This window comes from Chitinimonas taiwanensis DSM 18899 (assembly GCF_900119825.1).
GTDB lineage: Bacteria > Pseudomonadota > Gammaproteobacteria > Burkholderiales > Chitinimonadaceae > Chitinimonas > Chitinimonas taiwanensis.
On record NZ_FPKR01000003.1, the window covers coordinates 91,997 to 117,406 of the forward strand.

The 25,410-nt window shown below is 66.4% G+C and carries 30 protein-coding genes; 19 read left to right on the plus strand and 11 right to left on the minus strand.

Going from position 1 to position 25,410, the window contains the following annotated elements; translation table 11 throughout:
* Positions 1 to 21: 21 nt before the first annotated feature.
* Complete coding sequence (locus BT173_RS04160) at positions 22 to 768, plus strand: peptidylprolyl isomerase (protein ID WP_072427374.1); 747 nt, start codon at positions 22 to 24, stop codon at positions 766 to 768.
* 92 nt (positions 769 to 860) lie between these two features.
* A complete protein-coding gene (locus BT173_RS04165; protein WP_072427375.1) occupies positions 861 to 1,265 on the plus strand; it encodes a ribonucleotide reductase subunit alpha in 405 nt (134 codons plus the stop codon).
* A gap of 15 nt (positions 1,266 to 1,280) precedes the next feature.
* On the opposite strand, the gene BT173_RS04170 is transcribed toward BT173_RS04165, so the two are convergent.
* On the minus strand, positions 1,281 to 3,056 hold the full coding sequence (locus BT173_RS04170; protein WP_072427376.1) for a PAS domain S-box protein: 1,776 nt from the start codon (positions 3,054 to 3,056) through the stop codon (positions 1,281 to 1,283).
* A 234-nt stretch (positions 3,057 to 3,290) separates the two neighbouring features.
* Between BT173_RS04170 and trhP the strand changes: the two genes are divergently transcribed.
* The 5 genes from trhP (at position 3,291) to mobA (ending at position 7,468) form a co-directional block, all read left to right on the plus strand.
* Complete coding sequence (gene trhP, locus BT173_RS04175; protein WP_072427377.1) at positions 3,291 to 4,658, plus strand: prephenate-dependent tRNA uridine(34) hydroxylase TrhP; 1,368 nt, start codon at positions 3,291 to 3,293, stop codon at positions 4,656 to 4,658.
* Positions 4,659 to 4,746: 88 nt separating this feature from the next.
* The gene (gene moaA, locus BT173_RS04180) at positions 4,747 to 5,745 is read left to right on the plus strand and encodes a GTP 3',8-cyclase MoaA (RefSeq protein WP_072427378.1); all 999 of its coding nucleotides are present in this window, start codon (positions 4,747 to 4,749) and stop codon (positions 5,743 to 5,745) included.
* Positions 5,746 to 5,754: 9 nt separating this feature from the next.
* Positions 5,755 to 6,414, plus strand: coding sequence for a carbonic anhydrase (locus BT173_RS04185; RefSeq protein ID WP_072427379.1), 660 nt, complete (start codon positions 5,755 to 5,757; stop codon positions 6,412 to 6,414).
* Positions 6,411 to 6,911 (plus strand): molybdopterin-guanine dinucleotide biosynthesis protein B, encoded by a 501-nt coding sequence (mobB, locus tag BT173_RS04190; protein ID WP_072427380.1) that lies wholly within the window; start codon positions 6,411 to 6,413, stop codon positions 6,909 to 6,911. Before BT173_RS04185 ends, mobB begins: the two co-directional genes overlap by 4 nt.
* Positions 6,908 to 7,468, plus strand: coding sequence for a molybdenum cofactor guanylyltransferase (mobA, locus tag BT173_RS04195; RefSeq protein WP_072427381.1), 561 nt, complete (start codon positions 6,908 to 6,910; stop codon positions 7,466 to 7,468). The genes mobB and mobA overlap by 4 nt, the downstream gene beginning before the upstream one ends.
* 6 nt (positions 7,469 to 7,474) lie before the next feature.
* Here the strand turns inward: mobA and BT173_RS04200 are convergent, their stop codons facing one another.
* On the minus strand, positions 7,475 to 7,963 hold the full coding sequence (locus BT173_RS04200; protein WP_245794125.1) for a SirB2 family protein: 489 nt from the start codon (positions 7,961 to 7,963) through the stop codon (positions 7,475 to 7,477).
* Between BT173_RS04200 and BT173_RS04205 the strand changes: the two genes are divergently transcribed.
* Together BT173_RS04205 and BT173_RS04210 are read left to right on the plus strand one after the other, a co-directional pair.
* Positions 7,962 to 9,896 carry a type IV pili methyl-accepting chemotaxis transducer N-terminal domain-containing protein gene (locus tag BT173_RS04205; protein WP_072427382.1) on the plus strand — a complete coding sequence of 645 codons (1,935 nt, stop codon included), beginning with the start codon at positions 7,962 to 7,964 and terminating at the stop codon, positions 9,894 to 9,896. The genes BT173_RS04200 and BT173_RS04205 overlap by 2 nt on opposite strands.
* 19 nt (positions 9,897 to 9,915) lie before the next feature.
* A complete protein-coding gene (locus BT173_RS04210) occupies positions 9,916 to 10,581 on the plus strand; it encodes a response regulator (protein ID WP_072427383.1) in 666 nt (221 codons plus the stop codon).
* A gap of 55 nt (positions 10,582 to 10,636) precedes the next feature.
* Here the strand turns inward: BT173_RS04210 and BT173_RS04215 are convergent, their stop codons facing one another.
* From BT173_RS04215 to BT173_RS04225, 3 genes are all read right to left on the minus strand, one after another.
* On the minus strand, positions 10,637 to 11,233 hold the full coding sequence (locus tag BT173_RS04215) for a YitT family protein (protein ID WP_072427384.1): 597 nt from the start codon (positions 11,231 to 11,233) through the stop codon (positions 10,637 to 10,639).
* Between the two features lie 109 nt (positions 11,234 to 11,342).
* Positions 11,343 to 12,152: a DUF6671 family protein gene (locus tag BT173_RS04220; RefSeq protein WP_072427385.1), complete on the minus strand. Its 810-nt coding sequence runs from the start codon at positions 12,150 to 12,152 to the stop codon at positions 11,343 to 11,345.
* Between the two features lie 2 nt (positions 12,153 to 12,154).
* Positions 12,155 to 13,153, minus strand: a complete 999-nt coding sequence (locus BT173_RS04225; RefSeq protein WP_072427386.1) for a sodium-dependent bicarbonate transport family permease — start codon at positions 13,151 to 13,153, stop codon at positions 12,155 to 12,157.
* Between the two features lie 94 nt (positions 13,154 to 13,247).
* Between BT173_RS04225 and BT173_RS04230 the strand changes: the two genes are divergently transcribed.
* Complete coding sequence (locus tag BT173_RS04230; RefSeq protein ID WP_072427387.1) at positions 13,248 to 14,174, plus strand: LysR family transcriptional regulator; 927 nt, start codon at positions 13,248 to 13,250, stop codon at positions 14,172 to 14,174.
* Here the strand turns inward: BT173_RS04230 and BT173_RS04235 are convergent.
* A complete protein-coding gene (locus BT173_RS04235) occupies positions 14,171 to 15,508 on the minus strand; it encodes an aminotransferase-like domain-containing protein (RefSeq protein ID WP_072427388.1) in 1,338 nt (445 codons plus the stop codon). The genes BT173_RS04230 and BT173_RS04235 overlap by 4 nt on opposite strands.
* A 92-nt stretch (positions 15,509 to 15,600) precedes the next feature.
* Between BT173_RS04235 and BT173_RS04240 the strand changes: the two genes are divergently transcribed.
* The 3 genes from BT173_RS04240 to BT173_RS04250 all read left to right on the plus strand — a co-directional run bounded on the left by BT173_RS04240 (position 15,601) and on the right by BT173_RS04250 (position 18,034).
* Positions 15,601 to 16,197, plus strand: a complete 597-nt coding sequence (locus tag BT173_RS04240; protein ID WP_072427389.1) for a DJ-1/PfpI family protein — start codon at positions 15,601 to 15,603, stop codon at positions 16,195 to 16,197.
* A 110-nt stretch (positions 16,198 to 16,307) separates the two neighbouring features.
* Positions 16,308 to 16,742: a hemerythrin domain-containing protein gene (locus BT173_RS04245; RefSeq protein ID WP_072427390.1), complete on the plus strand. Its 435-nt coding sequence runs from the start codon at positions 16,308 to 16,310 to the stop codon at positions 16,740 to 16,742.
* Positions 16,739 to 18,034, plus strand: coding sequence for a hypothetical protein (locus BT173_RS04250; protein ID WP_072427391.1), 1,296 nt, complete (start codon positions 16,739 to 16,741; stop codon positions 18,032 to 18,034). The genes BT173_RS04245 and BT173_RS04250 overlap by 4 nt, the downstream gene beginning before the upstream one ends.
* A gap of 18 nt (positions 18,035 to 18,052) precedes the next feature.
* On the opposite strand, the gene BT173_RS04255 is transcribed toward BT173_RS04250, so the two are convergent.
* Together BT173_RS04255 and BT173_RS04260 are read right to left on the minus strand one after the other, a co-directional pair.
* Positions 18,053 to 18,319: a hypothetical protein gene (locus BT173_RS04255; protein ID WP_072427392.1), complete on the minus strand. Its 267-nt coding sequence runs from the start codon at positions 18,317 to 18,319 to the stop codon at positions 18,053 to 18,055.
* Positions 18,320 to 18,321: 2 nt separating this feature from the next.
* Positions 18,322 to 18,894: a YIP1 family protein gene (locus BT173_RS04260; protein ID WP_072427393.1), complete on the minus strand. Its 573-nt coding sequence runs from the start codon at positions 18,892 to 18,894 to the stop codon at positions 18,322 to 18,324.
* Between the two features lie 206 nt (positions 18,895 to 19,100).
* Here BT173_RS04260 and ubiU point away from each other — a divergent pair, with 206 nt between their 5' ends.
* The 4 genes from ubiU to BT173_RS04280 all read left to right on the plus strand — a co-directional run bounded on the left by ubiU (position 19,101) and on the right by BT173_RS04280 (position 21,897).
* Entirely contained in the window at positions 19,101 to 20,117 is a 1,017-nt protein-coding gene (ubiU, locus tag BT173_RS04265) for a ubiquinone anaerobic biosynthesis protein UbiU (protein WP_072427394.1), read from the plus strand.
* Positions 20,108 to 21,001 carry a U32 family peptidase gene (locus BT173_RS04270; RefSeq protein WP_072427395.1) on the plus strand — a complete coding sequence of 298 codons (894 nt, stop codon included), beginning with the start codon at positions 20,108 to 20,110 and terminating at the stop codon, positions 20,999 to 21,001. Before ubiU ends, BT173_RS04270 begins: the two co-directional genes overlap by 10 nt.
* Entirely contained in the window at positions 20,998 to 21,432 is a 435-nt protein-coding gene (gene ubiT / locus BT173_RS04275; protein WP_072427396.1) for a ubiquinone anaerobic biosynthesis accessory factor UbiT, read from the plus strand. Before BT173_RS04270 ends, ubiT begins: the two co-directional genes overlap by 4 nt.
* Positions 21,433 to 21,513: 81 nt before the next feature.
* Positions 21,514 to 21,897 (plus strand): putative zinc-binding protein, encoded by a 384-nt coding sequence (locus tag BT173_RS04280; protein ID WP_072427397.1) that lies wholly within the window; start codon positions 21,514 to 21,516, stop codon positions 21,895 to 21,897.
* Between the two features lie 10 nt (positions 21,898 to 21,907).
* Here the strand turns inward: BT173_RS04280 and ubiA are convergent, their stop codons facing one another.
* The 3 genes from ubiA to BT173_RS04295 all read right to left on the minus strand — a co-directional run bounded on the left by ubiA (position 21,908) and on the right by BT173_RS04295 (position 24,194).
* Positions 21,908 to 22,789, minus strand: coding sequence for a 4-hydroxybenzoate octaprenyltransferase (ubiA, locus tag BT173_RS04285; RefSeq protein ID WP_072427398.1), 882 nt, complete (start codon positions 22,787 to 22,789; stop codon positions 21,908 to 21,910).
* Entirely contained in the window at positions 22,786 to 23,328 is a 543-nt protein-coding gene (locus BT173_RS04290) for a chorismate--pyruvate lyase family protein (RefSeq protein WP_072427399.1), read from the minus strand. The genes ubiA and BT173_RS04290 overlap by 4 nt, the downstream gene beginning before the upstream one ends.
* A 101-nt stretch (positions 23,329 to 23,429) precedes the next feature.
* Entirely contained in the window at positions 23,430 to 24,194 is a 765-nt protein-coding gene (locus BT173_RS04295; RefSeq protein ID WP_072427400.1) for a substrate-binding periplasmic protein, read from the minus strand.
* A 136-nt stretch (positions 24,195 to 24,330) separates the two neighbouring features.
* On the opposite strand from BT173_RS04295, the gene BT173_RS04300 reads away from it, so the two are divergent.
* Positions 24,331 to 25,056: an AzlC family ABC transporter permease gene (locus tag BT173_RS04300; protein ID WP_308417553.1), complete on the plus strand. Its 726-nt coding sequence runs from the start codon at positions 24,331 to 24,333 to the stop codon at positions 25,054 to 25,056.
* Positions 25,043 to 25,369, plus strand: coding sequence for an AzlD domain-containing protein (locus BT173_RS04305; protein WP_072427401.1), 327 nt, complete (start codon positions 25,043 to 25,045; stop codon positions 25,367 to 25,369). Before BT173_RS04300 ends, BT173_RS04305 begins: the two co-directional genes overlap by 14 nt.
* The last annotated feature ends 41 nt before the right edge of the window (positions 25,370 to 25,410 follow it).

Consider the following 25,410-nt stretch of genomic DNA (forward strand, 5'->3'; position numbering starts at 1 on the left):
TGCCGGCACAAGGAGTACAGCATGGCTATCGTCATCAATGGTTATGAAATCGAAGACGCCGAGGTCGAGCGCGAGCTGCCGCTGCATCAGGATGCGGCCAACCCGCTCAAGCGCGCGGTGACTACCCTGGCGCTGCGGCGCATCCTGCTCGACGAGGCGGCACGTCTGGGCCTGCCCGCCGCCAGCGAGGAAGCCGCCATCGAGGCATTGCTGGCCGCCGAGGTGCAGGTGCCCGAACCGGACGAGGCGAGCTGCCTGCGTCATTACCAGCAGTATCCGCAGCGCTTTACCGTGGGTGAGCTGGTCGAGGTCGATCACATCCTGTTCCAGATCACCGAGCGCGTGCCGCTGGAAGCGCTGCGCGAGCTGGCCGAACAAAGCTTGCAGGAACTGCTGGCCGAGCCGACGCGTTTTGCCGAGCTGGCGCGCAGTCTGTCCAACTGCCCATCTGGCGAGGTGGGCGGCAATCTTGGCCAGCTCAGCCGCGGTGACACGGTGCCGGAATTCGAGCGCGTGGTGTTTGCCATGAACCCGGGTGAGATTCTGCCCCGCCTCTTGGAAACCCGTTTTGGCCTGCATATCGTGCGCGTGGCGCGCCGTATCGAGGGGCGTGTGCTGCCTTTCGAGCGTGTGCAAGCCCATATCGGCGAGGCCCTGCAGGCAGCCAGCCGCGATGCAGCCTGGCGCCAGTACCTGCAACTGCTGGTGGGCCGGGCCAAGATCGAGGGGATTACCCTGGAAGGCGCCGACAGCCCGCTGGTGCAGTAAGCACCTCGCTATCCCATTTGCGCCCAGTGTGCGACTGGCTGAGGCCAGTCCCGCCGCCTAGCCACCACGCCATTCACTTCAGGGAATTGACCATGCAACTTGCCTCATTCGCCGACTTGCTGCAGGCCGCCCAGCAGCAGGACCAGCCGCAAAGGCTGCTGTTCGTGTTTGCCGCGGCCGAGCTGCCCAGCGATGCCACGCCGGCGCAACGCGCCCGCTTCGAAGCTGGCCAAGGCGGTGCGCTGGTGCCACGTATGTGCGTGGACAAGTTGCCTGCCGAGCTGGCCGACTTCGCCAGCCTGGCCGCCGAGGCGGCCCAGATGGGGCAGCACTGGCAGTTGATGTTCGCCGCCAGCCTGTCCGGCCGCGCCGGCCAACCGCCCAGCAGCGCCGAGGCCGAGCCGCATCTGAACCGCATGATCGAGGCCATCCAACAGGGCCATCTACAGTCCTTCCTGGCTTTCGATCGTCAGGGCGAGCTGCTGATGCTGCACTGAACGCCCCAGCCTGCGCTAATGCGCGCGGTTGGTTTCGCTGAGCCGGCGCAGCGAGGCCTCCAGGTTCCGGATGCGCCCGATTGATTCCTCTACCAGGCCGGCGATCTCGTGCGAGGAGCTGGCCGACTGCACAGCCAGCTTGCGCACCTCGTCCGCCACCACGGCGAAGCCACGTCCTTGCTCGCCGGCGCGCGCTGCCTCGATGGCGGCGTTCAGGGCGAGCAGATTGGTCTGCTTGGAAATCTGGTTGATGGTCTCGATGATCTGGCGGATCTGCTCGCTCGAGGCGATTACCTGATGCATCTCTTGCTCGGTGACCCGCTCCGCCTCCATCTTCGAGGTGATATCCACGCCATAGCTGACGATATGCCTGACCCGTCCCTTGGCATCGGTAATTGGGGAGATGCTGGCATTCATCAGCACCTGTGAGCCATCGCGACGGAACAGCTGGCATTCGGCCGCGATCTGCTCGCCGCCCAGCAGGCGCTGGAAACGTTCTGGGCCGAGAATCTCGGGCAGGGTGCGTGCCTTGGGCAAGAGCTCGGCTAGGTTGGGGTAGTCGAGGTGCTCGATGATGAAAGAATTGGCCTCCACCAGCCTGCCCTGGATATCCCAGCGCGCGACCCCATTGGTCACATCGATGGCGGCAAAGCGTTTGCTGTACTCAAGCTCGCGCTCCTTGGTGCTGCTGATATTGGCCTGCACCGAGACGAAATTGATCAGCCGACCCTCGGCGTCGAAGATCGGGTTGATCGCCAGTGAAATCCAATATTCGCGCCCCTGCTTGTCGTAATTGAGAATCTCACCATTGAAGGCCTTGCGCGCCTTCAAGCTCGCCCGGATGTCAGCCACGGTGGCCGGGTCGGTCGCCTCGCCCTGCAGCAGCTCGCCGGGTTTGCGGCCAAGCATCTCCTCGGCGCTATAGCCTGTCATGCGCACAAAGCCCTGGTTGACGAAGATCACCGCGCCGGCCGCATCCGTCACCAGCGCGGCATTATCGGTTTCGTTCACCACCAGCGACATCAGCCGGAAGGCGGTCTGGCGGCGCACCTGTTCGCTGATGTCTGACGCGTACTTGACCACCTTGATCAGCTTGCCGTCCGGGCTGCGGATCGGGTTATAGGTGGCATGGATCCATACCTCCTTGCCGCCCTTGCCGATGCGCCGGTAATCGGCGGTCTGGTATTCACCCTCGCGCAGGCGCTGCCAGAAGCGGCTGTATTCGGTGCTGGCCGCTTCCTCGGCCGCCACGAACAGGCGGTGGTGCTTGCCCTTGATCTCGGCCAACTGGTAGCCCATCAGGTTCAGGAAGTTCGCGTTGGCATACAGGATATGCCCGTCGAGATCGAACTCGATCACGGCTTCGGCGCGATCGATGGCGGCTAGCTGCGCGCTGTAATCGGCATTGCGCAGCACCTGCTCGGTCACATCGGAGGCGAACTTGATCACCTTGCTGACCTTGCCGCGGCTGCGTATTGGCACATAGGACGCCTGTATCCACACTTCGCGGCCACCCTTGGCGAGGCGCTTGAAGCAGGCGGTCTGCGCCTCGCCTGCGCGCAGGCGCTCCCAGAACTGCCGGTAGGCATCGCTCTGCGCGGTGGCCGGGTCCACGAACAGGCGGTGGTGTTGACCGAGGATCTCAGCCGCCTGATAGCCCATCAGGCGCAGGAAGATCGGATTGGCATGCTCTATGCAACCATCGGTACGGAACTGTATGACGGCCTGGGCGCTATTGAGCGCCTGTACGACATCGCCAGCGGCAAGCCAGCGCTGAATCCAGCGGAGCATGATGGGTCCTTGTCCGGGCAGCAGGAATGGGTGGAGGCCGTCTGGCAGGGCCGGGCGGCTTGCTGCTCTCCGGTATAGAACGAAATCGCCGTAGCAGTACGCCGTCTGCCTGGCTCTGGCTGGTATGAACCGATCGCTGCCGCGGCTTGATCCAGATCAAGCCATCGCGCCGCATGCCTGCCTGGTGTCGGCCGGCTCGCTAAACTGGCAGGTTTGAACCACGAGCCAGCCCCCATGCCCGTACCCAAACCTGAACTGCTGCTGCCGGCGGGCGATCTGGACCGCATGCGTACCGCCTTCGATTTCGGTGCGGATGCCGTGTATGCCGGTCAGCCGCGCTATTCGCTGCGCGCGCGCAATAACGACTTCAAACTGGAAAACCTATGTCTCGGCATCGAAGAAGCGCATGCGCGCGGCAAGCAGTTCTTCGTGGCCTCCAATCTGCTGCCGCATAACGCCAAGGTGAAGACTTATCTGGCCGATATGGCGCCGGTGATTGCCATGCGCCCCGACGCGCTGATCATGGCCGATCCCGGCCTGATCATGCTGGTGCGCGAGACCTGGCCGGACATGCCCATCCACCTGAGCGTGCAGGCCAATACCGTCAACTATGCGGCGGTCAAGTTCTGGCAGGCGCTGGGGCTCACGCGCATCATCCTGTCGCGCGAGCTGTCGATCGATGAGGTGGCGGAAATCCGCCAGCTCTGCCCCGATATGGAGCTGGAAGTCTTCGTGCACGGCGCGCTGTGCATTGCCTACTCGGGCCGCTGCCTGCTGTCCGGCTATTTCAACCATCGCGATCCCAACCAGGGCACTTGCACCAATGCCTGCCGCTGGGACTACAAGCTGCATGGCGGTTGCGCCGATGGCGCCGGTCAGCTGCAGAAGATTGACCTCGACGTCGGCCGCGCCATGACAGACGCCAATCTTGCGCTGGCCAGTGCGGGCCAGGTGCCGCGCCATCCGCTCGCCGAACACGCTTATCTGATCGAGGAGGGTGGCCGACCCGGCGAGCTGATGGAAATCAGCGAGGATGAGCACGGCACCTACATCATGAATAGCAAGGACCTGCGCGCGCTTCAGCATGTGGAACGGCTGGTGCAGATTGGCGTGGACTCGCTCAAGATCGAGGGGCGCACCAAGTCGCGCTACTACGTGGCGCGCGCCGCGCAAACCTACCGGCGCGCCATCGACGACGCGCTGGCTGGGCGGCCGTTCAACCCGGCCCTGCTGGCCGAGCTGGATGGCCTGTCCAACCGTGGCTACACCGATTACTTCTACCAGCGCCACCCGAGCCAGGAGGCGCAGAACTATCTGTACGGCCATTCGCGCTCGGCACGCAGCCAGTATGTGGGCGATGTGCTGGCGGTGCGCGAGGGCTGGGCCGAGATCGCGGTGAAGAACAAATTCCGCCTGGGCGACCAGCTGGAGCTGATCCACCCCAGTGGCAACCAGCAGCGCCAGCTGGCCGCCCTGCAGGGTCTGGATGGACAATGGCTGGATGAAGCGCCCGGCGTTGGCCACACGGTGCGCATGCACTGGCCGGAGGCGCAGCCGGGTGCGTTGCTGGCGCGCTTCTGCGCCGATGGCGAGTTGCGTTAGCCACCCAAAGTAACTAGTCCGACCAGCCAATGGCGCGGCGGCGCGGCTTTGCGCACAATGACAGCCAGACTCCCCTCGGGCTGTAGCCATGAATGCTGATCCTGCCGCACCCGCCTTGATCGACCCTTTCGGTCGCCGTATCGATTACCTGCGTGTTTCGGTCACCGATCGTTGCGATCTGCGCTGTACCTATTGCCTGCCCAAGGGCTTCAAGGGCTTTGAAGAGCCGGCCAACTGGCTGAGCCATGCCGAGATGAGCCGCCTGGTCGGCTTGTTCGTGCAGCTCGGCGTGGCCAAGTTGCGCCTGACCGGTGGCGAGCCGCTGCTGCGCCGTGGCATTAGCGAGCTGGCCGGCCGGCTAGCCGCCCTGCCTGGCCTGCGCGATTTGTCCCTGTCCAGCAATGGCACCCAGCTGGCGCGCCATGCGGCCGAGCTGAAGGCGGCCGGCGTGCAGCGCCTGAATATCAGTCTCGACAGCCTCGACGAGGGCTGTTTTGCGCGCATCACCGGGCGCGACTGCCTGGCCGATGTGCTGGATGGGCTGATGGCCGCCAAACAGGCCGGCTTTGCGCCGATCAAGCTCAATATGGTGGTGCAGGCCGGTGTGAACGAGGTTGAGGTCGAACGCATGGTGGCCTTTGCCATCGAACATGGCTTCGTGCTGCGCCTGATCGAACCGATGCCGATCGGTGACTCGGGGCGCGCCACGGCCGGCATTGACCTCAGCCAGCTCGGCCAGCGCCTGGCGCAGCGCTTTGCGCTGATCCCTGAGCTGAAAGGGCAGGGCGCCGGCCCGGCCCGTTACTGGACCGCGCCGCAGGGCGGCATGAGCCTCGGGGTGATCACCCCGATGTCGCAGCATTTTTGCGCCGCCTGTAATCGCGTGCGCCTGTCGGTGGATGGCACGCTCTATCTATGCCTGGGTCAGGAAGACAAGGTCGCACTCGGCGCCCAGCTGCGCGCGGGCGCCACGGATGCCGAGCTGCGCGCAGCCATCGTGGCGGCCATCGCGATCAAGCCCGAGCGGCATGAATTCAACACCGCACCGTCTAAGATCATCCGCTTCATGTCGCAGACCGGGGGCTAGGAGCCGGCCATGCACGACCTTGAACGCTTTATCGATGGCTTCCAGCGCTTTCAGCAGCAGTATTTCGAAACCGACCCCTCGCTCTACAGCGATCTGCGCCAGGGCCAGCACCCGAACACGCTGCTAATCGGCTGCTGCGATTCGCGCGTTGACCCGGCCCTGCTGCTCGGCTGCGATCCGGGCGATATCTTTACCGTGCGCAATGTGGCCAATCTGGTGCCGCCTTGCGACCCCAAGCAGCATTTCGCCGGGGTCACCTCGGCCGTGCAGTTCGCCGTGCAGCAGCTGAATGTGGCGCGCATCATCGTGATGGGCCATGCCCAGTGCGGCGGCATCCGCGCGCTGGTCGAGCAGCGCTTCAGCGGCGAGGCGCCGATGGACTATATCGGCCGCTGGATACACATTGCCGAGCCGGCCCGCGCCGCCATCATGCGCCAGCTACCTAGCGCCAGCCCGGCCGAGCGCCAGCGCGCCTGCGAGCTGGCCGCCATCCTGGTATCGCTGCGTAATCTGGAAAGCTACCCGTGGATTGCCGAGCGGCTGGCCGCCGGCAGTCTGACCTTGCATGGCTGGTATTTCGACCTGGATGCCGGCGCGCTGCTCGCCTATTCGCCGCGCGCCGATGCCTTCCTGCCCCTGGTCTGCCCCTTGGTGCCGGAGGGCGCATGAGGCGCGTGTTTGGTCTGGTGGGCCGCTCGGGCAGCGGCAAGACCACCCTGATCGAAGCACTGCTGCCGCTGTTGGCTGCCCAGGGCCTGCGGGTGAATGTGATCAAGCACAGCCACCATGATGTGGTACTGGAACCGAGCGGCAAGGACAGCGCGCGTTTTCGCGCCGCCGGCGCGGCAGAGGTGCTGCTCGCCTCACCCTATCGCTATGCGATTTTCCATGAGTTGCGCGACGCACCCGAACCCACGCTGGACGAACAGCTGGCCCGCCTGGCACCGGCCGAGCTGACCCTGGTGGAAGGCTTCAAGCATGCGGCACTGCCGCGCCTAGAGGTCTTCCGCCCCGCCCTGGGCCTGCCGCCCTTGTATGCTGAGGATGCCAGCCTGTTGGCGGTGGCTAGCGATGCGCGCCTGGCGTGCACCCTGCCCCAGCTCGACCTGAACGATGCTGAGGCCGTGGCGGCGTTTATCTTGGCCCAGGCAAGGGAGTGGACATGAAGGTGGATGCGCTGATCCTGTGCGGCGGGGCGGCCACGCGCATGCAGGGCCTGGACAAGGGCTTGCAGCGCTATCAGGGGCAGACCCTGGTCGAGCATGCCTTGCAGGCCTGCCGCGCCTGGCCGTTGGGCCAGGTGTGGGTTTCCGCCAATCGCAATCTCGATGCTTACCGCAGCTATGGCCAGCCGGTGCTCAGCGATCTGCGCGCCGGTTTTCCCGGCCCGCTGGCCGGCATTGAGGCGGGCTTGGCCGCCAGCCAGGCCGAGGCGCTGCTGGTGCTGCCCTGCGATGTACTACCCTACCCGGCCAACTTGCTGGCGCTGTTGCAGGCGGGATTGGAGGACGGCGTGGCGGTGGTCAGCGCGCGCGATAACGCGCGCAGCCACCCGGCGGTCTGCCTGCTGCGCAGCAGCCAGCGCGCCGAGATAGCCCGTCGTCTGGATGCCGGCCAGCGCGGGGTGATGCGCTGGCAGCAGGCTGTGGGTGGTCGCGAGGTCTGGGTGGCCGAGCGCCTGGAGAACCGGAATACCCTGGATAGCCTGCTTGACCCGGCTTGAAGGCGTTCAGGCCAGGCCCAGCCAGGGGCTGCGGGTGCGCGCCACCGCGACGATATAGGCGACGCAGGCGAGCGCGCCGATGAACCAAAGCAGCCGCTGCACTTGCGGCTGCTCGGCACGTAGGGCCAGCTTGCCCAGGCCGATATAGGCGAGCAGGGCCAGCACCTTGGCGCTTAGCCAGGCTTGCTGGAATGGGTACTGCCCGCTCATCCAGGCCAGGGTGATGGCGGCGGCCAGCAGGACGCTGTCGTTCATATGGGGCAGCCAGCGCAGCAGCGACCAGCGTCGCCAGTGCACGCCGTACAGCGCCAGCGCGCCGCGCAGCGCAAACAGGGTGATACTGAGCAGGGCGGCACTGATGTGCAGATGGCGCAGGGCGAAATAGCTCATGGCTGGGATGTCGGAAAGCGTGAACAGGATGCGGCGACCGTGTGGTGACGCTGCGATAGCATAGGGCAAGCCGCCCAGGGCGGCCTTGTAATAGATCAAGACCATGAATGATGTGTATCCCGATGTCAGCCCGGTAGAACAGCCTTCGCTACGCGATCGTCTGTCTACCCGCATCATTGCCAGCGCGCTGCTGGCGCTGTTGCTGGTGCTGGGCATGATAGGTTGGACGCTGTGGCTGTCCTGGCAGCTGGAAGGAGCGGGTGCGGCCATCAACGATACTGGCAGCCTACGCATGCGCGCCAACCGGGTGGCCATCGAGCTGCTACAACCGGGCTCCATGCATGCGGCCGAGGCCCAGCTGCAGCTGCAGGCCCAGCAAGACACCCTGCTGCGCCTGGAAAGCGGCGTACCATCGCGCCCGCTATTCCTGCCCAATGTGCCGGCTATTCGCGAGCAGATGCGCAAGGTCGAACAGATCTGGCTTGAGCAGCTGCAGCCGGCCGCCAGCAGCGCGTTGGCTGGGGCGGACCGCAGCCGCTATCTGCAGGCGCTGCCGGTCTTCGTGGCCGAAGCCGACCAGCTGGTGCAGATGATAGAAACCGACAATGCCGGCAAGACCACGCTGCTACGCCTGTCGCAGGCTGTGCTGCTGGGCTTGGCCTGCGTGGGCACGCTGGCCACCATCTACCTGCTGTATCTATGGATCATCGCGCCCATCCTGCATCTGCAGGACGCCCTGCGCCGCATGGCCGCACACGAATTCGGTGTACGTGTGCCGGTGGAGACCCGCGATGAATTCGGCGCGCTGGCCCAGGGCTTCAACCATATGGCCGATGAGCTGGAAGGACTGTACCGCGAGCTGGAAGACCGCGTGCAACAGAAAACGGCCCAGCTGGCCGAGCAGAACCGCGAGCTCGGGGCACTCTACGATATGGCCGCCTTCCTGAACCTGCCCAATGATATCGATGCGCTCTGCCAGGGTTTCTTGCAGCGCGTGATGCAGCAGTTCAATGCCGACGGCGGCAGCATCCGGGTGATTGACCCCTTGGGTGAAAAGCTGCACCTGGTGGTGTCCGAGGGCCTGTCGGAAGCACTCGAGGAGACTGAGCACTGCATGAAGGTGGATGCCTGCTTCTGTGGTGAGGCCACCCAGCAGGGCGTGGTCGTGATCCGCGACTTCCGCAAGCTGCCGCAGCCCGAGGCCTTCCACTGCGCCAAGGATGGCTTCAAGGGTCTGGCCGTGTTCCGCGTGGTGACCCAGGACGAGGTGCTCGGCTCCTTCTCGCTGCATTTCCGTAACTCACACGAGGTGCCGGCGGCCGAGGCCCAGCTGCTGGAAACGCTCGGTCAGCACCTGGGTGTGGCGCTGGACAACCGCCGCCTGAGCGCCAAGGCGCGCCAGCTAGCGGTGGCCGAGGAGCGCAGCCTGGTCGCGCAGGGCCTGCACGACAGCATTGCCCAGGGCCTGAACTTCCTCAATCTGCAGCTGCAGATGCTGGACGCCGCAGTGCAGCGCAACGATCTGGACGAGGTTCGCAATATCCTGCCGCTGCTGCGCACCGGTGTGGATGAAAGCTACCAGGATGTGCGTGAGCTGCTGATCAACTTCCGCAGCAAGCTCGGCCAGGGCGAATTGATGGCAGCGGTGGAGGACACGCTGGCGCGTTTCCGTCGCCAGACCGGTATCGAGGTGGCGCTGCAGGTGGACGACCCGGACGGCGCGCCGCTGCCGCCCGAGCAGCAGCTGCAGGTGCTGTTCATCCTGCAGGAGGCGCTGTCGAATGTGCGCAAGCATGCGCATGCCAGCCGAGTGGACGTGCAGATCCGCAATGCGCGCGATTTCGAGCTGCTGGTCCGCGATAATGGCGAGGGCTATGAGGCGGGCGAAGTGGCCGAGCGTGGCGAGCGGCATATCGGCCTGCACATCATGCAGGAGCGCGCCGCGCGCCTGAATGCCCAGCTGACCCTGGAGGGCCGCCCCGGCGAGGGCGCCAGCGTCCAGCTCATCCTGCCCAGCAGCGAACGCCAGGCTGCCTGAATTTTTCCCGGAACCCGACATGACGATTCGTATCCTGCTGATTGACGACCATAGCCTGTTTCGCTCCGGCGTACGCCAGCTCCTGCAGCGCGAGGCTGACCTTGAGATCGTGGCCGAGGCGGCCGATGGCGTGGAAGGCATCAAACGCGCCAAGGAATATCACCCCGATGTGATCCTGCTCGACCTGAACATGCCCGGCCTATCCGGCCTGGAAACCCTGCAGCTGCTGGTGCAGGACCTGCCGCAAACCGCGGTCATCATCCTGACCGTATCGGAAGAGGCGGACGAGCTTGGCCAGGCGCTGCGCGACGGAGCGCGCGGCTATCTGATCAAGAATATCGAGGCCGAGGCGCTGACCGCCGCGATCCGCCGCGCTCACAAGGGCGAACCGGTGATTGCCGACAGCATGACCGCCAAGCTGGTGGCGCAATTCCGCGCCCAACCGAGCGCCGCACCCAGTCCCAGCGCACCGGCCGAACGCGACCGGCTGACTACGCGCGAACGCGAGATCGTCCAGTGCCTGGCGCGCGGCGAAAGCAATAAGGAAATTGCCCGCAACCTCGATGTGGCCGAGAGCACGGTCAAGATCCATGTGCAGAACATCCTAAAGAAGCTCAACCTGAGCAGTCGCGTGCAGGTGGCCGTGTACGCGGTCGAGCACGGCATGAGTGGCGAGCAGGGCTGAAACCCGCGCAGACTGTACCGGCCCGCGTCATCCTCGCTGGGACATGCGGGCTGACCTACATGCCCACATAGCGCCCAGGCTTGTGGTTGATGGCAATCACCGCATTCATGGCTGCCGCGCCGAGCACCGACAGGGCGACCGAATGCAGGTCGATGGCCAGCAGGGCGAGTAGCAGGATCAGGGCGTCGGCCCCCATCTGCAGCTTGCCGGCGCGCCAGCCATAGCGCTCCTGCAACCAGATCGCCAACACGCCCAGACCGCCCAGGCTGGCGCGATGACGCACCAGCATCAATAGCCCCGCACCTGCCAGCAGGCCGGCCAAGATCGCGGCAAACGCCGGCTGCAGCCGGTCGATATGGATCAGGTGCGGCAGCCATTCGCTGTACAGCGATAAGAGGCTGACCGCGGCGAAGGTTTTCAGCGTGAATACCCAGCCCAGCGCGCGCCAGGCAAACAGGTAGAAGGGTAGATTGAGCAGGAAGAACACCAGGCCGAATGCCTGGCCGCTCAGGTAGTGGCCGATAAAGGCGAGGCCGGCCGTGCCGCCGGTCAACAGCCCGCTCTGACGCAGCAACAGCACCGACAGCGCCACGAACAGGCTGCCGATCAGCAGCGCTTGCAGGTCTTCGAGCAGGCTATGGTGTTGGGGCATGGGGCGGGCAAAGCGGAAAAGACAAGGGGAGCTAGCCTAGCGTGGCGCTGGCCCTGGGTCATGGACCTGGATCAAGCATTGCGCAGGCCGTGACCGTCGGGCGCGCCATTCAGGCATTGCAGGCGTCGCATTCGGCCGGGTCAGCCTGGCTGGCCAAGGCCAGGGTCACCTCGTGCTGGCAGGCCGGGCACTGCCAGATTTCCGCCTTGGCCCGCCGGGTAGCCGTACCACACTGCCGGCAAGGTGCGCCGGCAAGCGGGCGGTGAGCGGCATGGCCGGGGCGCGCGCAGGCCGGGCAGTGGCTATTCAGCTTGGCAGCCAGCTTGAACCCGGTCTGGCCAATGACGGCCATGCGGGTGGGGTTCAGATGTGCGCGCATATCGGTTTCCAGCCAAGCGGCGCCATGCTCGGCCAGCAGGGCCTCGACCTGGGCATGCAAGGCATCCGGCTCGCTCAGACCTTTGGCCAGAATCTGCCGCGCCGGCGTGCCGACCATGAGGGCATGGGTGGGGAAGCCGGCGCCCTGGGCAAAGTCGCGCGCCGCATCCCAGCCATGCACCAGGGCGTGGGCGAAGTTGGTGTCGGGCGTGGCGCTATGGGCCAGCACCGCGTACTGCTGCGCTGCGTCCCACCAGGCCAGCAGCTCATGGCTCCAGGCCGAGAGGCCGATGAAAGGGTCGGGCCCAAAGGCCCCCTCGCTGCCCAAGCCGAAGCGTGTGCCGCCCAGCTCGGCTGCCAGCTGCGCCTTATGAATCGCGGTCTCGATCTGGTGTTGGCGGCGTGGAATCTGGCCGCAGAAGGTGCCGAGCTGGTCGGTATCGAAATCCGTATAGCAGTGCAGTGCGTAACCGGCCTGGGCCAGCGGCGCGGTCAGCGCCATCTGCTTGGCATGACGGCTGAGCAGGGTGATGGCTTGCATGATCAGGCCATCGCCCAGCGCGCAATGCTGGTGTAGAGCGGAATGCCGAGCAGGATGTTGAAGGGGAAGGTGATGCCCAGCGACATGCCGACATACAGCGAGGGCTTGGCTTCCGGAATGGCCAGGCGCATGGCGGCCGGGACGGCGATATAGGAGGCGCTGGCTGCCAGTACCATCAGCAAGGCGGTATTGCCGGCACTGATCTGCATGACGAGGCAAAGCAGCAGTGCGCAGCCGGCATGCAGCAGCGGGGCCAGCAGCGCATAGGCCAGCAGCCAGGGCGAATTCTGGCGCAGCTGCGGCAGCTGGCGCGCGGCCAACAGGCCCATATCCAGCAGGAAGAAGGCCAGCATGCCCTTGAACAGATCGCCCGAGAAAGGCTGCATGGCGGCTTTGCCCGCCTCGCCGGTCAGCAGGCCGACCAGCATGGCGCCCAGCAACAGTAGCTGCGCACCGTCGGTCAGCGATTCATGCAGCAGCTTGCCCACCGGTGTGCTTGCCGGTGTACCCAGCTGCAAGGTCGCGCCGTGCGCGCCCGACGTGGCCAGCTGGGCGCTGGTGCGTAGCTGATTGGCCAGCAGCACCGCCAGCATGATGGCGGGCGACTCCATCAGCGCCATGGCCGCCGCCATATGGCCACCGTATTCAAGCCCACTGCGATCGAGGAACTGGGTGGCGGTGATAAAGGTGACCGCGCTGACCGAACCATAGGTGGCCGCGATGGCCGCGGCATCCAGGGGCGTGGTCAGGCGTTTAAGCAGGCTGTAACCGAGCAGTGGCACCAGGACGGCTAGGCTCACCGCTACCAGCAGGCTGCGCAACACTTCACCCGTCAACCCCGAGTGCGCGAGCGCGAAGCCGCCCTTCAGGCCGAGCGCCATCAGCAGATACAGCGAGAGAAAGCGCGAGATGGCCGGGGGGATTTCCAGATTGGATTTCAGCAGGCCTGCGGCGACGCCAAAGACGAAGAACAGGATGGCTGGGTCGAGCAAGCTTTGCATGGTGCGGCTCCCTGATTAATGTGGCCGGCATGCTAGGGCTTTACGTTAATCAGGTAAAATCGATAATAAATATCTTTTGCATAGATAAAAAACGATGAATGTCACCTTCCGTCAACTACAGCTCTTCCTGGCCCTGGCCGAGCACGGCAGCATCAGCGCGGCGGCCAAGGCCTGCCATATCACCCAGCCCACGGTGTCGATGCAGCTGAAGGAGTTGTCGGAGAACGTTGGTCTGCCGCTGTATGAGGTGATCGGCAAGCGCGTGCACCTGACCGAGGCCGGGCGCCATCTGGCCGAGACCGCGCAGACCATCTACCGCGCCTGGAGCGAGTTCGGTCAGCAGATCGACCAGTTGCAGGGTCTGCAGCGCGGCCGCCTGCGCCTGGCGGTGGTCAGCACCGCCAAGTACTTTGTGCCGGCCCTGCTCGGCGCCTTCTGCACCCAGTATCCGCAGGTGGATGTCAGCCTGTCGGTGCTCAATCGCGACGGGGTGCTCGGTCGGCTCGATCATAACGAGGACGATCTCTACATCATGTCCCAGCCGCCGCTGCACAGCGATATCGCCTCCGAGGCCTTCCTGGCCAATCCGCTGGTGCTGGTGGCCGCCCTCGGCCACCCCTTGGCTGGGCAGGCAGCGCTGAGTCTGGATGCGCTGCAGGACGCGCGTTTCATCCTGCGCGAGCCGGGCTCGGGCACGCGCCGTGCAGTGGACAGCCATTTCGCCGCGCTGGGTTTCCAGCCCTCGATCCGCATGGAGCTGGGCAGCAATGAGGCGATCAAGCATTCCGTTGCCGCTGGCCTCGGGCTGGCCGTTCTATCGCGCCACGCGCTGCATGCCGACCCGGCGCTCGATGGCCTGGCCATTCTGCCGGTGGTGCAGTTTCCCATCGAGGCCAACTGGTACATCGTGCACCAGAAGGCGAAGCGCCTCTCGCCGGTAGCGGCGGAATTCCTGCTCCATCTACGCGAATATGTGGCGCGCCTGCCGGGCAGCGCCGCTCCACTCGCCGCGCCGCGCTAGGGGTAGCGCTGCGCGTCGATCACTGCGCGCACGCTTTCCAGCACCCCACCCAGCGCATCCCGCGCCAGCGAGCCGAGCGCCACGCGCAGGGCCTGGGGAATCTGCGCGCCGGTGGCAAACGGCTCGGCACTGGCCAGCGAGATACCCTGCGCGAGCAGGGCCTGGACGACCCGGTCGGCGCGCGCCTCGTCGGGCAGCGCTACCCAGATAAAGTAAGAGCTTGGGTGGCTGGTGCAGGGTAGGTGGCCGAGTACCTGGGCGGCGATGGCCTGGCGCGCCTGCGCATCGGCGCGCTTTTCGGCTTCCAGGCGCGCCACTGTGCCGTCCTCCAGCCAGGCGCAGGCCAGGGCCGTCATCACACCCGGCGTATTCCAGGTGGTGGCGCGGATCGCGCGCTCCAGCCGGCCTATCCATTTGCGTGGCGCCGCCACAAAACCCACACGCAGGCCGGTGGCCACGCTCTTCGACAGACCCGATACATAGACCGTGCACTCGGGGGCCAGCGCGGCCAGCGGCGCGGGCGGGTCTTCGGCCAGGAAGGCATAGGCGGCGTCTTCGATGATCAGCAGCGCATGGCGGCGCGCAATCGCCACCAGTGCCGTGCGTTGTGCCTGATCGAGCACCCAGCCGAGCGGATTGTGCAGAGTGGGCATGGCATAAATGGCGCGTAGCGGGCGCTGCTGGCACAGCTTGGCCAGCGCGGCCAGATCGGGGCCGTCTGTGCGCACCGGGATGGGCGCCAGTTCCAGATGCAGGGCCTCGGCCAGCACCTTGAAACCCGGATAGCTGAGCGCATCCACCGCCACGATATCGCCCGGACGCAGCAGGGCCATCGCGCAGATGGTCAGGCCGTGCTGGGCGCCATCCACGATCAGCACCTGCTCGCCGCTTACCGTCAGGCCGCGCGCGGCCAGGTGGCGCGCCACGCAGGCGCGCTCATGCAGCAGGCCGCCGTGCGGCTGGTAGCGCAGCAGGGCGTCCAGGTCGCCACTGCTGGCCAGCTGGCGCAAGGCCGTGCGCAACAGCTCAGCCTGGCCGGGCAGGGCCGGATAGTTGAAGTTCAGGTCCAGCATGCCGGCCGCGCTGGCGTGCTGGTCTATGCCCTGGCCACGCGGCAGCGCGCTGGCGCGCACAAAGCTGCCGCGCCCGGTTTCCCCGCTGATCAGGCCCATCGCCTTCAGCTCGGCATACACGCGGCTGGCGGTAACCAGGGCCACGCCCTGTTCGGCGGCGAACTGGCGGTGGGTGGGCAGGCGGCTGCCCGGTGCACAGCGGCCGCTGCGGATCTCGGCGGCCAGCTTATCCAGCAGCAGGCGGTAGCGGGCGATGGGCATCGGTCAATGTATCCATGACAATTTTTTGATTGTATTGCTGACTGATTCTACGCTGCCGGCATTGCCTTCACCCACCTGCTGCCGAGCCCGCCATGCATATCGCCATCCTGACTTTCGACGGTTTCAATGAACTCGATTCGCTGATTGCGCTGGGCATCCTGAACCGGGTCAAGCAGCCGGGCTGGCGCGTGAGCCTGGCCTGCCCCACGCCGCACGTGCGCTCGATGAACGGGGTGGTGCTTGAGGCGCAGGCCTCGCTGGAGGAGGCGGCCATGGCCGATGCGGTGCTGGTGGGCAGCGGCATGCGCACGCGCGAGGTGGTGGCCGATGCGGCGCTGATGGCGCGGCTGCACCTGGACCCACAGCGCCAGCTGCTCGGTGCGCAGTGCTCGGGCACCCTGGTGCTGGCCAAGCTCGGCCTGCTCAATGATCTGCCGGCCTGCACCGATCTGATCAGCAAGCCCTGGGTGCAGGAAGCGGGCGTGGCGGTGCTCGAGCAGCCCTTCGTGGCGCGCGGCAATATCGCCACCGCCGGCGGCTGTCTGGCCTCGCCCTATCTGGCCGCTTGGGTGATCGCCCGCCTGGCCGGCATCGCGGCCGCGCAAAGCGCGCTGCATTACGTCGCCCCGGTGGGGGAGAAGAAGGCGTATCAGGCGCAGGCGCTCGCGCATATCCAGCCTTATCTGTAGGCACGCCCGCGCCGCATGCCGGCGTCGGCAGCGATTCGCTTGCTCCCCATCAAGGCCGGCGTCTGGCAGGCGCCCTAGCATGGCGGCATTCCCCTTCGCGGAGCGCCGCCATGTCCGACCCGATTGCCACCCTCATCCATCAACACCATGAAGCTGACGCGCTGCTGGCGCGCGTGGAGGGCGCCTTGCGTGGCGACGATTGGCCGCTGGCGCAGCGCTGCTTCGACGAGGCCGAGCAGTCGCTGCTCGGGCATTTCGAGCTGGAAGAGCAGCAGCTGTTTCCGGCCTTCGAGGCGGCCACCGGCATGCGCCACGGCCCGACCGCGGTGATGCGCGACGAGCACGCCACCATGCGCGATCTGCTCGACAGCTGCCGCATGCAGCTGATCGCCGCCGACCGCGATGGCCTGCTGGCCGAGCTCGATACGCTGCTGGTGCTGATCCAGCAGCACAACGTCAAGGAAGAGAACGTGCTCTACCCGATGTGCGCGCTGCGCGTGGCTGACCTTGCCACCCTGCTGGCGCGCAGCGGCCAGCCGGCATGAGTGCGGCGCCAGCGCTCGCCTTCGAGCGCGCGCCGCAGCCAGGCCTGGTCTTCGGCTGCCTGCTGCCCGCCCCCTGGGTAGGTGTGGCAGCCGGCCTGCTGCTGGCCTTCGGCCCGCCGGATGGGCTGCCCGACCGCTTTGCCCCGCTCAGCCTCAGCCTCGTGCACCTGCTGGCGCTGGGCATGTTGCTGCCAGTGATGTTGGGCGCGCTGTTCCAGTTGCTGCCGGTGCTGGCCGGGGTGCCGGTGCCGCTGGCACGCTGGCTGGCGCCTGGCGTGGCGCTGTGCTGCGTAGGCACGGCCAGCGCGCTGGCGGCTGGCTTTCTGCAGGGTTCTGCCCTGGGCTTTCGCTGGGCTGGCTGGCTGGGTGCGCCGCTACTGGGCCTGCCCGCGCTGGCGATCTGCCGGGCTGGCTGGCGCGTGGTGGCGGTGAATGCCAGCACGCGCATGCTGCGCCATATCGGCATCGCGCTGCTGCTCACCCTGCTGCTGGGCGGCCTGCTGGCCAGCCTGTTCGGCGCAGGCCTGGCGCTGCCGCTGCCCTGGTTGCTCGACTGGCATATCGCCTGGGGCCTGGGCGGCTGGCTGGCTACGCTGCTGGCTGGCGTGGCGGCCACCGTGCTGCCGATGTTCTGGCAGACGCCGCGCCCGCCGGCCGCGGCCGAGCGCCTGCTGCCCTGGCTGCTGTATATCCCGCTTGCGCTCGGTGGTTTGGAGGGCGCCGGCTTGCTGCTGCCCTGGCGCCAGATGGCCTTGGCCGGCGTGGGCCTGCTGGCCAGCCTGGGGCTCTTTGGCGTGCTGCGTGCGGCGCGCAAGCACGACCCGGCCTGGTTGCTATGGCTGTGTGCCTTGCTCAGTTGGTGGCTGGTGGCCGCGCTGGGCCTGGCGCGCGACTATCTGCCCGCGCAGTGGCCGCTGGGGTGGTGGCTCGGTGTGCTGGCCCTGGTGGGTGGGGCGGTGCTGCCGGTGAATGCCATGCTGGGCAAGATCATTCCCTTCCTGGTCTGGCTGCATCTGCGCCGACGCCTGCCGGCGCGGGTGCGCGTGCCGCCCATGCAAAGCCTGCTGCGTCCGGTCTGGCAGCGCGCCCAGGTGGCCAGCCTCTTGCTGGCGCTGACCGCCTTGCTGGCCTTGCCGCTGCAGCCCGCCGCCCTGGCCTTGCCGGCGGGCCTCTTGTTCGCGCTGTCGCAAGCGGGTCTGGGCGGCTTGTTACTGAGTGTGGGCTGGCGCTTTATCCGCCTGCAGCGCAGCTTGGGTGCTGGCGCGGTGGGCCAGAGCGAAGCCCGCCGCTGAGACCGTGCCGGGCACGCGCTAGCCGCCGCAGATACACGCCAGCTCCGCCAGCGCTGGCGCGCGGCAGGGCAGGGTGCCCAGCTTGCGGGCCAGCTCGGCCAGTGCTGGGCTGAAGTAGGCCTCTACACGGCAATGCAGGCCTGCCGTACCGCACTGGCGCGTATAGATGGCCGCCCCGGCCTGGCCGGTTAGCCGGAGGGCCTGGCACTGCGCCGCCAGCAGCGCGATCTCGCCCGGCGCACTCAGGGCATCGCCCAGTTCCAGCCGGTACCAGCCGGCCTTCATGCTCAGATGCCCAGTAGCGGCACCAGCAGCAGGCCCACCATCAGCGCCCACATCAGCCCGCCCAGCGATAGCACCACATAGCTGACATCCTCGGCCTCGATGCCGCGCTCGACCCCGAGCAGGCTGGGAATGCCGTGCAGCAGCAGGGCGCTGGCGCCCAAGAGACCCAGAAAGCCGCACGCGAGATGGAAGGCGATATTCGGCACCAGCAGCGAGAGCGAGGATAGCCACATCGGCACTGGCGCCATGGCGGCCAGCAGGAAGCACTGCCGGAAGCTGACCGCCGGCCCGCGCAACATCACCACCGAGCGTATCGCCAGCGCCATCACTGGCACGCTAAGCAGCTCGGTGAGCAGGAAGAGCTGCGCGATCTCGCTATAGCGGCTGGCCGGGATGTGCTCGGCGTAATAGCTGGCATTGCCCGAGGCCACGAAGGCGATCATCGCGGCCGGCAGCAGCGAAAAAGGCAGCACCAGCAAGAGGAAGATACGCAGTACCGGCGGCGCTTCGCGGCGCAGGTCCGGCCAGCCGGTGTCATAGGACAGAAAGAGGCGGGGATAGGCACTGGGTTTCATGGTCTCGCTCCTGTGGCGTGGGTCGATGAGGGCGTGCTACCAGCTCGCTGCGGCTGTCCCTGCTGTTTGCGCCCAATGCGCGCCGATTTCCTTATCCGCGGTCAAGGATTTGCCATCTTGTCCTGCCGTTGGTCGGCACGCTGCGCACCATGAAAGCTTGATGCACGACAAGGTGGCGGCGCGGGCGGCTGGCTAGACTCGCGGCCATGACTTCTAACTATGCTTCCATGGAACTGGTGGCCCCGGCCGGCAGCCTGGCCGCCCTGAAAGCGGCGCTGCAGGCGGGTGCCGATGCCGTGTATCTGGGCCTGAAAAACGCCACCAATGCGCGCAACTTCGCCGGGCTGAACTTCAGCGAGACCGATATCCGCAGCGGGGTGGCGCTGGCGCGCGGCCTCGGGCGCAAGGTGCTGTTCGCCATCAATACCTTCCCGCAACCGGGCCGTACCCAGGAATGGCGCGCGGCCGTGGATGCGGCACACGATCTGGGCGCCCATGCGGTGATCCTGGCCGACCCGGGCCTCTTGGCCTATGCGCGCGACCGCTACCCGCATCTGCGCCTGCATCTGTCGGTGCAGGGCTCGGCCACCCATCTCGATGCCATCGAGCTGATGCGCGAGCAGTTCAATATCCAGCGCGTGGTGCTGCCGCGTGTGCTGACCCTGAACGAGATAGCCAAGCTCGCGCGCCAGACCACGGTAGAGATCGAGGTGTTTGGCTTTGGCAGCCTGTGCGTGATGGCCGAGGGGCGCTGCCTCTTGTCGAGCTTTGCCACCGGCGATTCGCCGAATAATAAGGGCGTGTGTTCGCCCGCCCACGCGGTGCGCTGGACCGAGCAGAACGGCCAGCTCGATGCGCGCCTGAACGGCATCCTGATCGACCGCTATGCGCCGGGCGAACCGGCTGCCTACCCGACCCTGTGCAAGGGCCGCTTCGAGGTGGATGGCGAGTTCGACCATGCGCTGGAAGAGCCGACCAGCCTGAATGCGCTGAGCCTGTTGCCCCAGCTTGCCCAGATGGGCGTGCGCGCGATCAAGATCGAGGGTCGCCAGCGCAGCCCCGCCTATGTGGCCCAGGTGGTGGCCACGCTGCGTGCTGCCATCGATGCAGCGCAGGCCGCGCCGGCGCGTTACAGCGTGCGCCCCGACTGGCAGGCCAGCCTGGCCCGCCACGCCGAGGGTTCGCAAACCACCCAGGGTGCGTTCGAAAGGCCATGGAAATGAGCTCCTACCAGATTTCGCTCGGCCCCTTGCTGTATTACTGGCCGCGCCAGCAGGTACTCGACTTCTATGCCGCCGTGGCCAAGAGCCCGGTGGACATCGTCTACCTCGGCGACACCGTCTGCAGCCGGCGCCACGAGCTGCGTCCGGCCGACTGGCTGACGCTGGCCGCCACGCTGCGCGAGGCGGGCAAGACGGTGATCCTGTCCACCCCCACCCTGGTGGAGTCGGGTGCCGAAGTCGGCCAGATCCGCCGCATCGCCGCCCAGGACGAATTCCCGATCGAGATTGGCGAGCTGGGCGCGATCCGTGCGCTCGGTGGGCGCTCCTTCGTGGCCGGCCCGCATCTGAACGCCTACCACGGCGCCACGCTGACCTGGCTGCGCGGACAGGGCGCGGTGCGCTTTGTACTGCCGCTGGAGCTGAGCCGTGTTGATCTGATTGCCCTCTTGGCCGAGAAACCGCTTGGCCTGCAGAGCGAGATGCAGGTGTGGGGCCGCATGCCGCTGGCGTTTTCAGCGCGCTGCTTCACTGCGCGGCATTTCCGTCTGAAGAAGGATGACTGCGGCTTTCGCTGCCTCGAACATCCGGACGGCCTGGCCATGCGCACCCAGGAAGACGGCGAGTTCCTCGCCATCAACGGCATTCAGACCCAGTCCGGCCAATGCCTGGACCTGCTGGCCCAGGCCAGCGAGCTGGCCGAAATCGGTGTCGATGTACTGCGCGTGAGCCCGCAATCGCAGGGCACGCTGGATGCGATTGCCGCACTGGACAGGCAGCGCCTGGGTGAAGCGGTGGTGCCGGTGGCGCCGCCCGCGGGCATAGGCCGCTGCAATGGCTACTGGTTTGGCCAGCCCGGCATCCACTGGCTGGAGACCCGCGCATGAACCCTGTTCTGACACGCCTGCAAGCCCCGCTGCAGCGCCTGGCCGCCCATGTGCCGGCGCCGCTGCTATCGCTGCACTTCGCTGCTGGCCTGGAAATCGCCCGACGCCTGAAGTGGCTCAGCCCGCCGCCTGAACTCGATGGGCGCAGCTTTGCCATCAACTTGCGCGACCTCGGTCTGCGCCATGCTTTCTGCTGCCGCCAGGGTCAGTTCCGCCCACACTGGCCGCAGGCGGTGGACCTGGAACTGAGTGCCAGCACGGCCGACTTCCTGGCCATGCTGCGTGGCCAGATGGATGCCGACACGCTGTTCTTCCAGCGCAGGCTGCAGATCAGCGGCGATACCGAACTCGGTTTGATTGTGAAGAATTGGTTGGACGCCGCCGAGCGGCCGGCCTGGCTGGACAAGCTGGCGAGCTGCCTGCCGGCTTGATCCCGCACGCGACCCAAGGACGGCTTTGCGTCGGTGCTGCGCATGCGGCGCCCGGCCTCTGCGCCTTGGAAAGGACATACCATGGACCCTCGCACTCGCCCCCTCGTCTATGCCTGCTCGGGTTGTTCCAGCGTGGCGCAGCTGGCCAATGATGTGGCGATTGCGCTCGATAGGCAGGGCGAGGCCGAGATGTCCTGCATCAGCGGTGTGGGTGGCGGGGTGGGCGCCCTGGTCAAGCTCGCGCGTAGCGGCCGGCCCATCCTGGCCCTGGATGGTTGTGCGCTGGCCTGTGTGCAAGCCTGTCTTGCCAATGCCGGCGTGGCGCCCCATACCCACCTGATCCTGAACCAGCTTGGCGCCAAGAAGCGCTACCACGCCGACTGCAGCGAGGACGAGCGCCAGCTGATCTGGCTGACGGTGACCCAGGCCGCGCGCAGCCTGCGCGAGCACAGGCAGGCCGTCTAGGGTCGCACGCTCAGAGCGGCAGGAAGTGCCAGTAGTCGAGCACGATGGCGCCGAATAGCGCGGCACCGACCCAGTTATTGTCGAGGAAGGCGCGGAAGCACTTGGCGCGGTCGCGGCCGCGAATCTGCTGGTATTGCAGCGCGATCAGGATGGCGGCCACCAGCAGGCCCAGATACCAGAACAGGCCACGTTGCAGCTGCCAGCCGATGGCGATCATGCCGGCCAGGAATAGGCCATGGCAGACCATCACCGCCTCGGCGTCGAAGCGGCCGAAGGTGATGGCACTGGTCTTGATGCCGATCTTCAGATCATCGGGCTTGTCGGCCATTGCATACTCGGTATCGTAAGCCAGCACCCAGAACAGATTCGCGACCACCAGATACCAGGCCAGCGCCGGCACCTGGCCCTGGATGGCCGCGAAGGCCATCGGAATACCGAAGCTGAAGGCCACGCCCAGATAGGCCTGCGGCAGCGGCAGGAAGCGCTTGGTGAACGGGTAGCTGGCGGCCAGCAGCACGGCCGGCACCGACATCAGCAGGGTCAGCTGGTTCAGCGGCAGGATCAGCACAAAGGCAGCCAGTGCGAGGCCGCCGGCCAGCAGCAGCGCCTCCTTGGTTGATACCCGTCCGGCCGCCATCGGCCTGTCCTTGGTGCGTTCGACATGGCCGTCAAAGTCGCGGTCGGCATAGTCATTGATCACGCAGCCGGCCGAGCGCATCAGCACTGTGCCGAGCACGAAAATCCACAGGATCACCACATCGGGCCGCCCATAGCTGGCCACCCAGATGCCCCACAGCGTGGGCCAGAGCAGCAGCAGGATGCCGATGGGCTTGTCGAGGCGCATCAGTTTTTCGTATTGACCGAGGCGGTCCTTGAGCAGATTCCAGTTCATGGCTTGGCTTCCCTTACGGCGGGCAGAAAGACTTCGGTGACCAGGATGCGTGCGCTGCCAAGCTCGAAACGCGAGCGGCGCGCCCACAGTGCGGCCGGCAGCGGGCCGACTGCGGACTGCGCGGCGCGATAGAGCGCATGGCGGCGGTCGAGCTGGCGATAGGCGAGCTGGCTGCGGCGTATCTTGGGATTGGCAAACAGGGTGGCGCCGAGCGGCTTGACGCCCTGGCGGCGCAGGCCCTGGTAGCCATGGAACAACGCCTGGCGCGGCATGACCGAATGGGCGAACACCAGCGGTGTGTCGCCACTCATCAGCACCACCTCGCGCACGATGGCCAGGTCGCGTCGACGCAGGCCCAGCGCACCCAGCTCATCGCCGTTTGGCCTGGCCCAGCGCTGGCGCAACAGGCGCACCTTGAAGGCGGGGAAGTGGGCAATCAGCCGGGCCGTCAGCGATCCAGGGTGCACGAGCCAGGGGTGCAGGGCGCGCGGGGCGAGGCAGGCGGGGTGGTTCCAGCGGTGGCTGGCGATATGCGGCATTGCGGTGTGAGCGGCAGGAAAGCGCGGATTATGCCAGAGCGCGCCGCGCCAATGCCGCGCGCGTCAATATGCGATGGGCTTGCGCGGATAGTGCCGGCTCGCTAGTCGCCCACCACTGGGCCGGCTGGCCTGAACGGCTGGCGCCAGCGCGCGGCGATGCGTTGGTACTCGCCGCTCTGATGCAGGCTACGCAGCCCCTGCTCAAACTGTTCGACCAGCTGGGCGCTATCGGGCCGCTTGGGCGCGAAGGACAGGAAGAGTTCGGCCTCGATCAAGGTGCCGACCGGCTTGATCGCCTGCGCCAGCTCGGGATGGCCGCGCATCAGGTGTTCGGCCACCGCCTCGTAGACCAGCGCATAGCTGACACGGCCGGCGGCCAGTTTGCGTAGCGCATCGATATCACGCAGGCCAGGGTCGCGCCGTATGCTCGGATCATTGTCGAACTCGGCGCCGTAGTCGTAGCCATTGGTGATGGCCACCCGCTGGCCGAGCAGATCGGCCGCGCCAAGCTGAGACTGCTGGTTGTGCCGCTCGGCAAAGATCAGGATGCGCGCGCGGAATAGCGGCGTGCTATGCCAGCGATACTGCTGTTCCAGGCGCGGGTTGCGCAGGGTGTTGAAGCAGGCCGCCAGCTTGTTCTGGCGCGTCAGGGTCATGCAGCGCGAATAGGGCAGGCTGCTCAATTGCAGCGGCAGCTTGGCCGCGCGGAAGGCCGCGCTGACGATGTCCACCGCGAAGCCGACCGGCTTGCCATCGGCCACGCCCGCATACGGATACCAGTCGTCCTCGGCGCCGACCACGACCGCGTGGGCGGCCAGCGGCAGTGCACAGTACAGCAAGAGGATCAGGCGTCGCAGACATCTCATTCCGCCAGCATAAGGGCAAAGCTTGGCCGCACTCAATCTCGCCGTGCGCCAGCCTGCTGCACACCGGCTCGCGCGGAAAATACCTATGGTCATGCTAGGCCGGCGGCCACTAAGCTCGCGGTCTGGAGGTAATGCCTTGTCTGTTTCCATTCATCCCGAACGGCGTAGCGAGTTATGGCATGGCGCACGCGATTCGCTGCCCATGCTGGTGGGCGCCGCGCCTTTCGGCCTGATCTTCGGCACGCTGGCGTCTAGCAGCGGCCTGTCGGCGCTCGGTGCGCTCGGCATGTCGCTATTCGTGTTTGCCGGTTCCTCGCAATTCATCGCACTGACCCTGTTGACCAGCGGTGCGGGTCTGGCGGTCATCGTGCTGACCACCTTTGTGGTCAATCTGCGCCATGCGCTCTACTCGGCCACTCTGCTGCCCCATGTCGCCTCGCTATCGCAGCGCTGGCGCATTCCGCTCGCCTTCTGGCTGACCGACGAGACCTTCGCGGTGGTTCAGCACCGTTATGGTCAGCAGGATGGCGCACCGTACAAGCACTGGTACTACCTGGGTTCCTGCCTCGCCATGTATGGCAACTGGTTTGCCTGGACGCTGGGCGGCGTGCTGCTCGGCAATAGCGTGGCCGGCCTCGATCAGCTGGGCTTGGAATTCGCCATGGCCGCCACCTTTACCGGCATTGTGGTGCCGATGCTGAAGAATCGCCCCATGGTGGCTGCGGCGCTGGCTGCCGCCGCAGTGGCATTGGCGGCGCGTGGTCTGCCTTACAAGCTTGGACTGATGCTGGCGGCGCTGGCTGGTGTGCTGGTGGGTTTATGGCTGGAAGGGCGCGCGGAGGGTGACGATGCCGCACGATGAAATCCTGCTGATCGCCGGCATGACGCTGGTCACCTTCGGCATACGCTATGCGTTCTATGCGCTGGGCGACAAGGTCAATTTCCCGCCCCTGGTCAAGCGCGCGCTGCGCTATGTGCCGGTGGCGGTGCTGACCGCGATCACCGTGCCCATGGTGCTGCTGCCCGACGGCCAGCACTGGCAGCTGGACTGGCGCAATGCCTGGCTGCTCGGCGCCCTGGTCAGCGGCCTGATCGCCTGGCGCTTCCAGCACCTCCTGGCCGCCATCGGAGGCGGCATGGCGGTGTTCTTCCTGTGGCGCTGGTTGCTCGGCTAGGGCCGCGCAGCGCACTGCTTCCCTTATTCTATAAGTAGCGC

Excerpts from the sequence above, each read along its gene's own strand:
- BT173_RS04160 (WP_072427374.1), top strand. The coding sequence starts at position 22 with ATGGCTATCGTCATCAATGGTTATGAAATCGAAGACGCCGAGGTCGAG.
- BT173_RS04165 (WP_072427375.1), top strand. The coding sequence starts at position 861 with ATGCAACTTGCCTCATTCGCCGACTTGCTGCAGGCCGCCCAGCAGCAG.
- BT173_RS04170 (WP_072427376.1), bottom strand. The coding sequence starts at position 3,056 with ATGCTCCGCTGGATTCAGCGCTGGCTTGCCGCTGGCGATGTCGTACAG.
- trhP (WP_072427377.1), top strand. The coding sequence starts at position 3,291 with ATGCCCGTACCCAAACCTGAACTGCTGCTGCCGGCGGGCGATCTGGAC.
- moaA (WP_072427378.1), top strand. The coding sequence starts at position 4,747 with ATGAATGCTGATCCTGCCGCACCCGCCTTGATCGACCCTTTCGGTCGC.
- BT173_RS04185 (WP_072427379.1), top strand. The coding sequence starts at position 5,755 with ATGCACGACCTTGAACGCTTTATCGATGGCTTCCAGCGCTTTCAGCAG.
- mobB (WP_072427380.1), top strand. The coding sequence starts at position 6,411 with ATGAGGCGCGTGTTTGGTCTGGTGGGCCGCTCGGGCAGCGGCAAGACC.
- mobA (WP_072427381.1), top strand. The coding sequence starts at position 6,908 with ATGAAGGTGGATGCGCTGATCCTGTGCGGCGGGGCGGCCACGCGCATG.
- BT173_RS04205 (WP_072427382.1), top strand. The coding sequence starts at position 7,962 with ATGAATGATGTGTATCCCGATGTCAGCCCGGTAGAACAGCCTTCGCTA.
- BT173_RS04200 (WP_245794125.1), bottom strand. The coding sequence starts at position 7,963 with ATGGTCTTGATCTATTACAAGGCCGCCCTGGGCGGCTTGCCCTATGCT.
- BT173_RS04210 (WP_072427383.1), top strand. The coding sequence starts at position 9,916 with ATGACGATTCGTATCCTGCTGATTGACGACCATAGCCTGTTTCGCTCC.
- BT173_RS04215 (WP_072427384.1), bottom strand. The coding sequence starts at position 11,233 with ATGCCCCAACACCATAGCCTGCTCGAAGACCTGCAAGCGCTGCTGATC.
- BT173_RS04220 (WP_072427385.1), bottom strand. The coding sequence starts at position 12,152 with ATGCAAGCCATCACCCTGCTCAGCCGTCATGCCAAGCAGATGGCGCTG.
- BT173_RS04225 (WP_072427386.1), bottom strand. The coding sequence starts at position 13,153 with ATGCAAAGCTTGCTCGACCCAGCCATCCTGTTCTTCGTCTTTGGCGTC.
- BT173_RS04230 (WP_072427387.1), top strand. The coding sequence starts at position 13,248 with ATGAATGTCACCTTCCGTCAACTACAGCTCTTCCTGGCCCTGGCCGAG.
- BT173_RS04235 (WP_072427388.1), bottom strand. The coding sequence starts at position 15,508 with ATGCCCATCGCCCGCTACCGCCTGCTGCTGGATAAGCTGGCCGCCGAG.
- BT173_RS04240 (WP_072427389.1), top strand. The coding sequence starts at position 15,601 with ATGCATATCGCCATCCTGACTTTCGACGGTTTCAATGAACTCGATTCG.
- BT173_RS04245 (WP_072427390.1), top strand. The coding sequence starts at position 16,308 with ATGTCCGACCCGATTGCCACCCTCATCCATCAACACCATGAAGCTGAC.
- BT173_RS04250 (WP_072427391.1), top strand. The coding sequence starts at position 16,739 with ATGAGTGCGGCGCCAGCGCTCGCCTTCGAGCGCGCGCCGCAGCCAGGC.
- BT173_RS04255 (WP_072427392.1), bottom strand. The coding sequence starts at position 18,319 with ATGAAGGCCGGCTGGTACCGGCTGGAACTGGGCGATGCCCTGAGTGCG.
- BT173_RS04260 (WP_072427393.1), bottom strand. The coding sequence starts at position 18,894 with ATGAAACCCAGTGCCTATCCCCGCCTCTTTCTGTCCTATGACACCGGC.
- ubiU (WP_072427394.1), top strand. The coding sequence starts at position 19,101 with ATGACTTCTAACTATGCTTCCATGGAACTGGTGGCCCCGGCCGGCAGC.
- BT173_RS04270 (WP_072427395.1), top strand. The coding sequence starts at position 20,108 with ATGGAAATGAGCTCCTACCAGATTTCGCTCGGCCCCTTGCTGTATTAC.
- ubiT (WP_072427396.1), top strand. The coding sequence starts at position 20,998 with ATGAACCCTGTTCTGACACGCCTGCAAGCCCCGCTGCAGCGCCTGGCC.
- BT173_RS04280 (WP_072427397.1), top strand. The coding sequence starts at position 21,514 with ATGGACCCTCGCACTCGCCCCCTCGTCTATGCCTGCTCGGGTTGTTCC.
- ubiA (WP_072427398.1), bottom strand. The coding sequence starts at position 22,789 with ATGAACTGGAATCTGCTCAAGGACCGCCTCGGTCAATACGAAAAACTG.
- BT173_RS04290 (WP_072427399.1), bottom strand. The coding sequence starts at position 23,328 with ATGCCGCATATCGCCAGCCACCGCTGGAACCACCCCGCCTGCCTCGCC.
- BT173_RS04295 (WP_072427400.1), bottom strand. The coding sequence starts at position 24,194 with ATGAGATGTCTGCGACGCCTGATCCTCTTGCTGTACTGTGCACTGCCG.
- BT173_RS04305 (WP_072427401.1), top strand. The coding sequence starts at position 25,043 with ATGCCGCACGATGAAATCCTGCTGATCGCCGGCATGACGCTGGTCACC.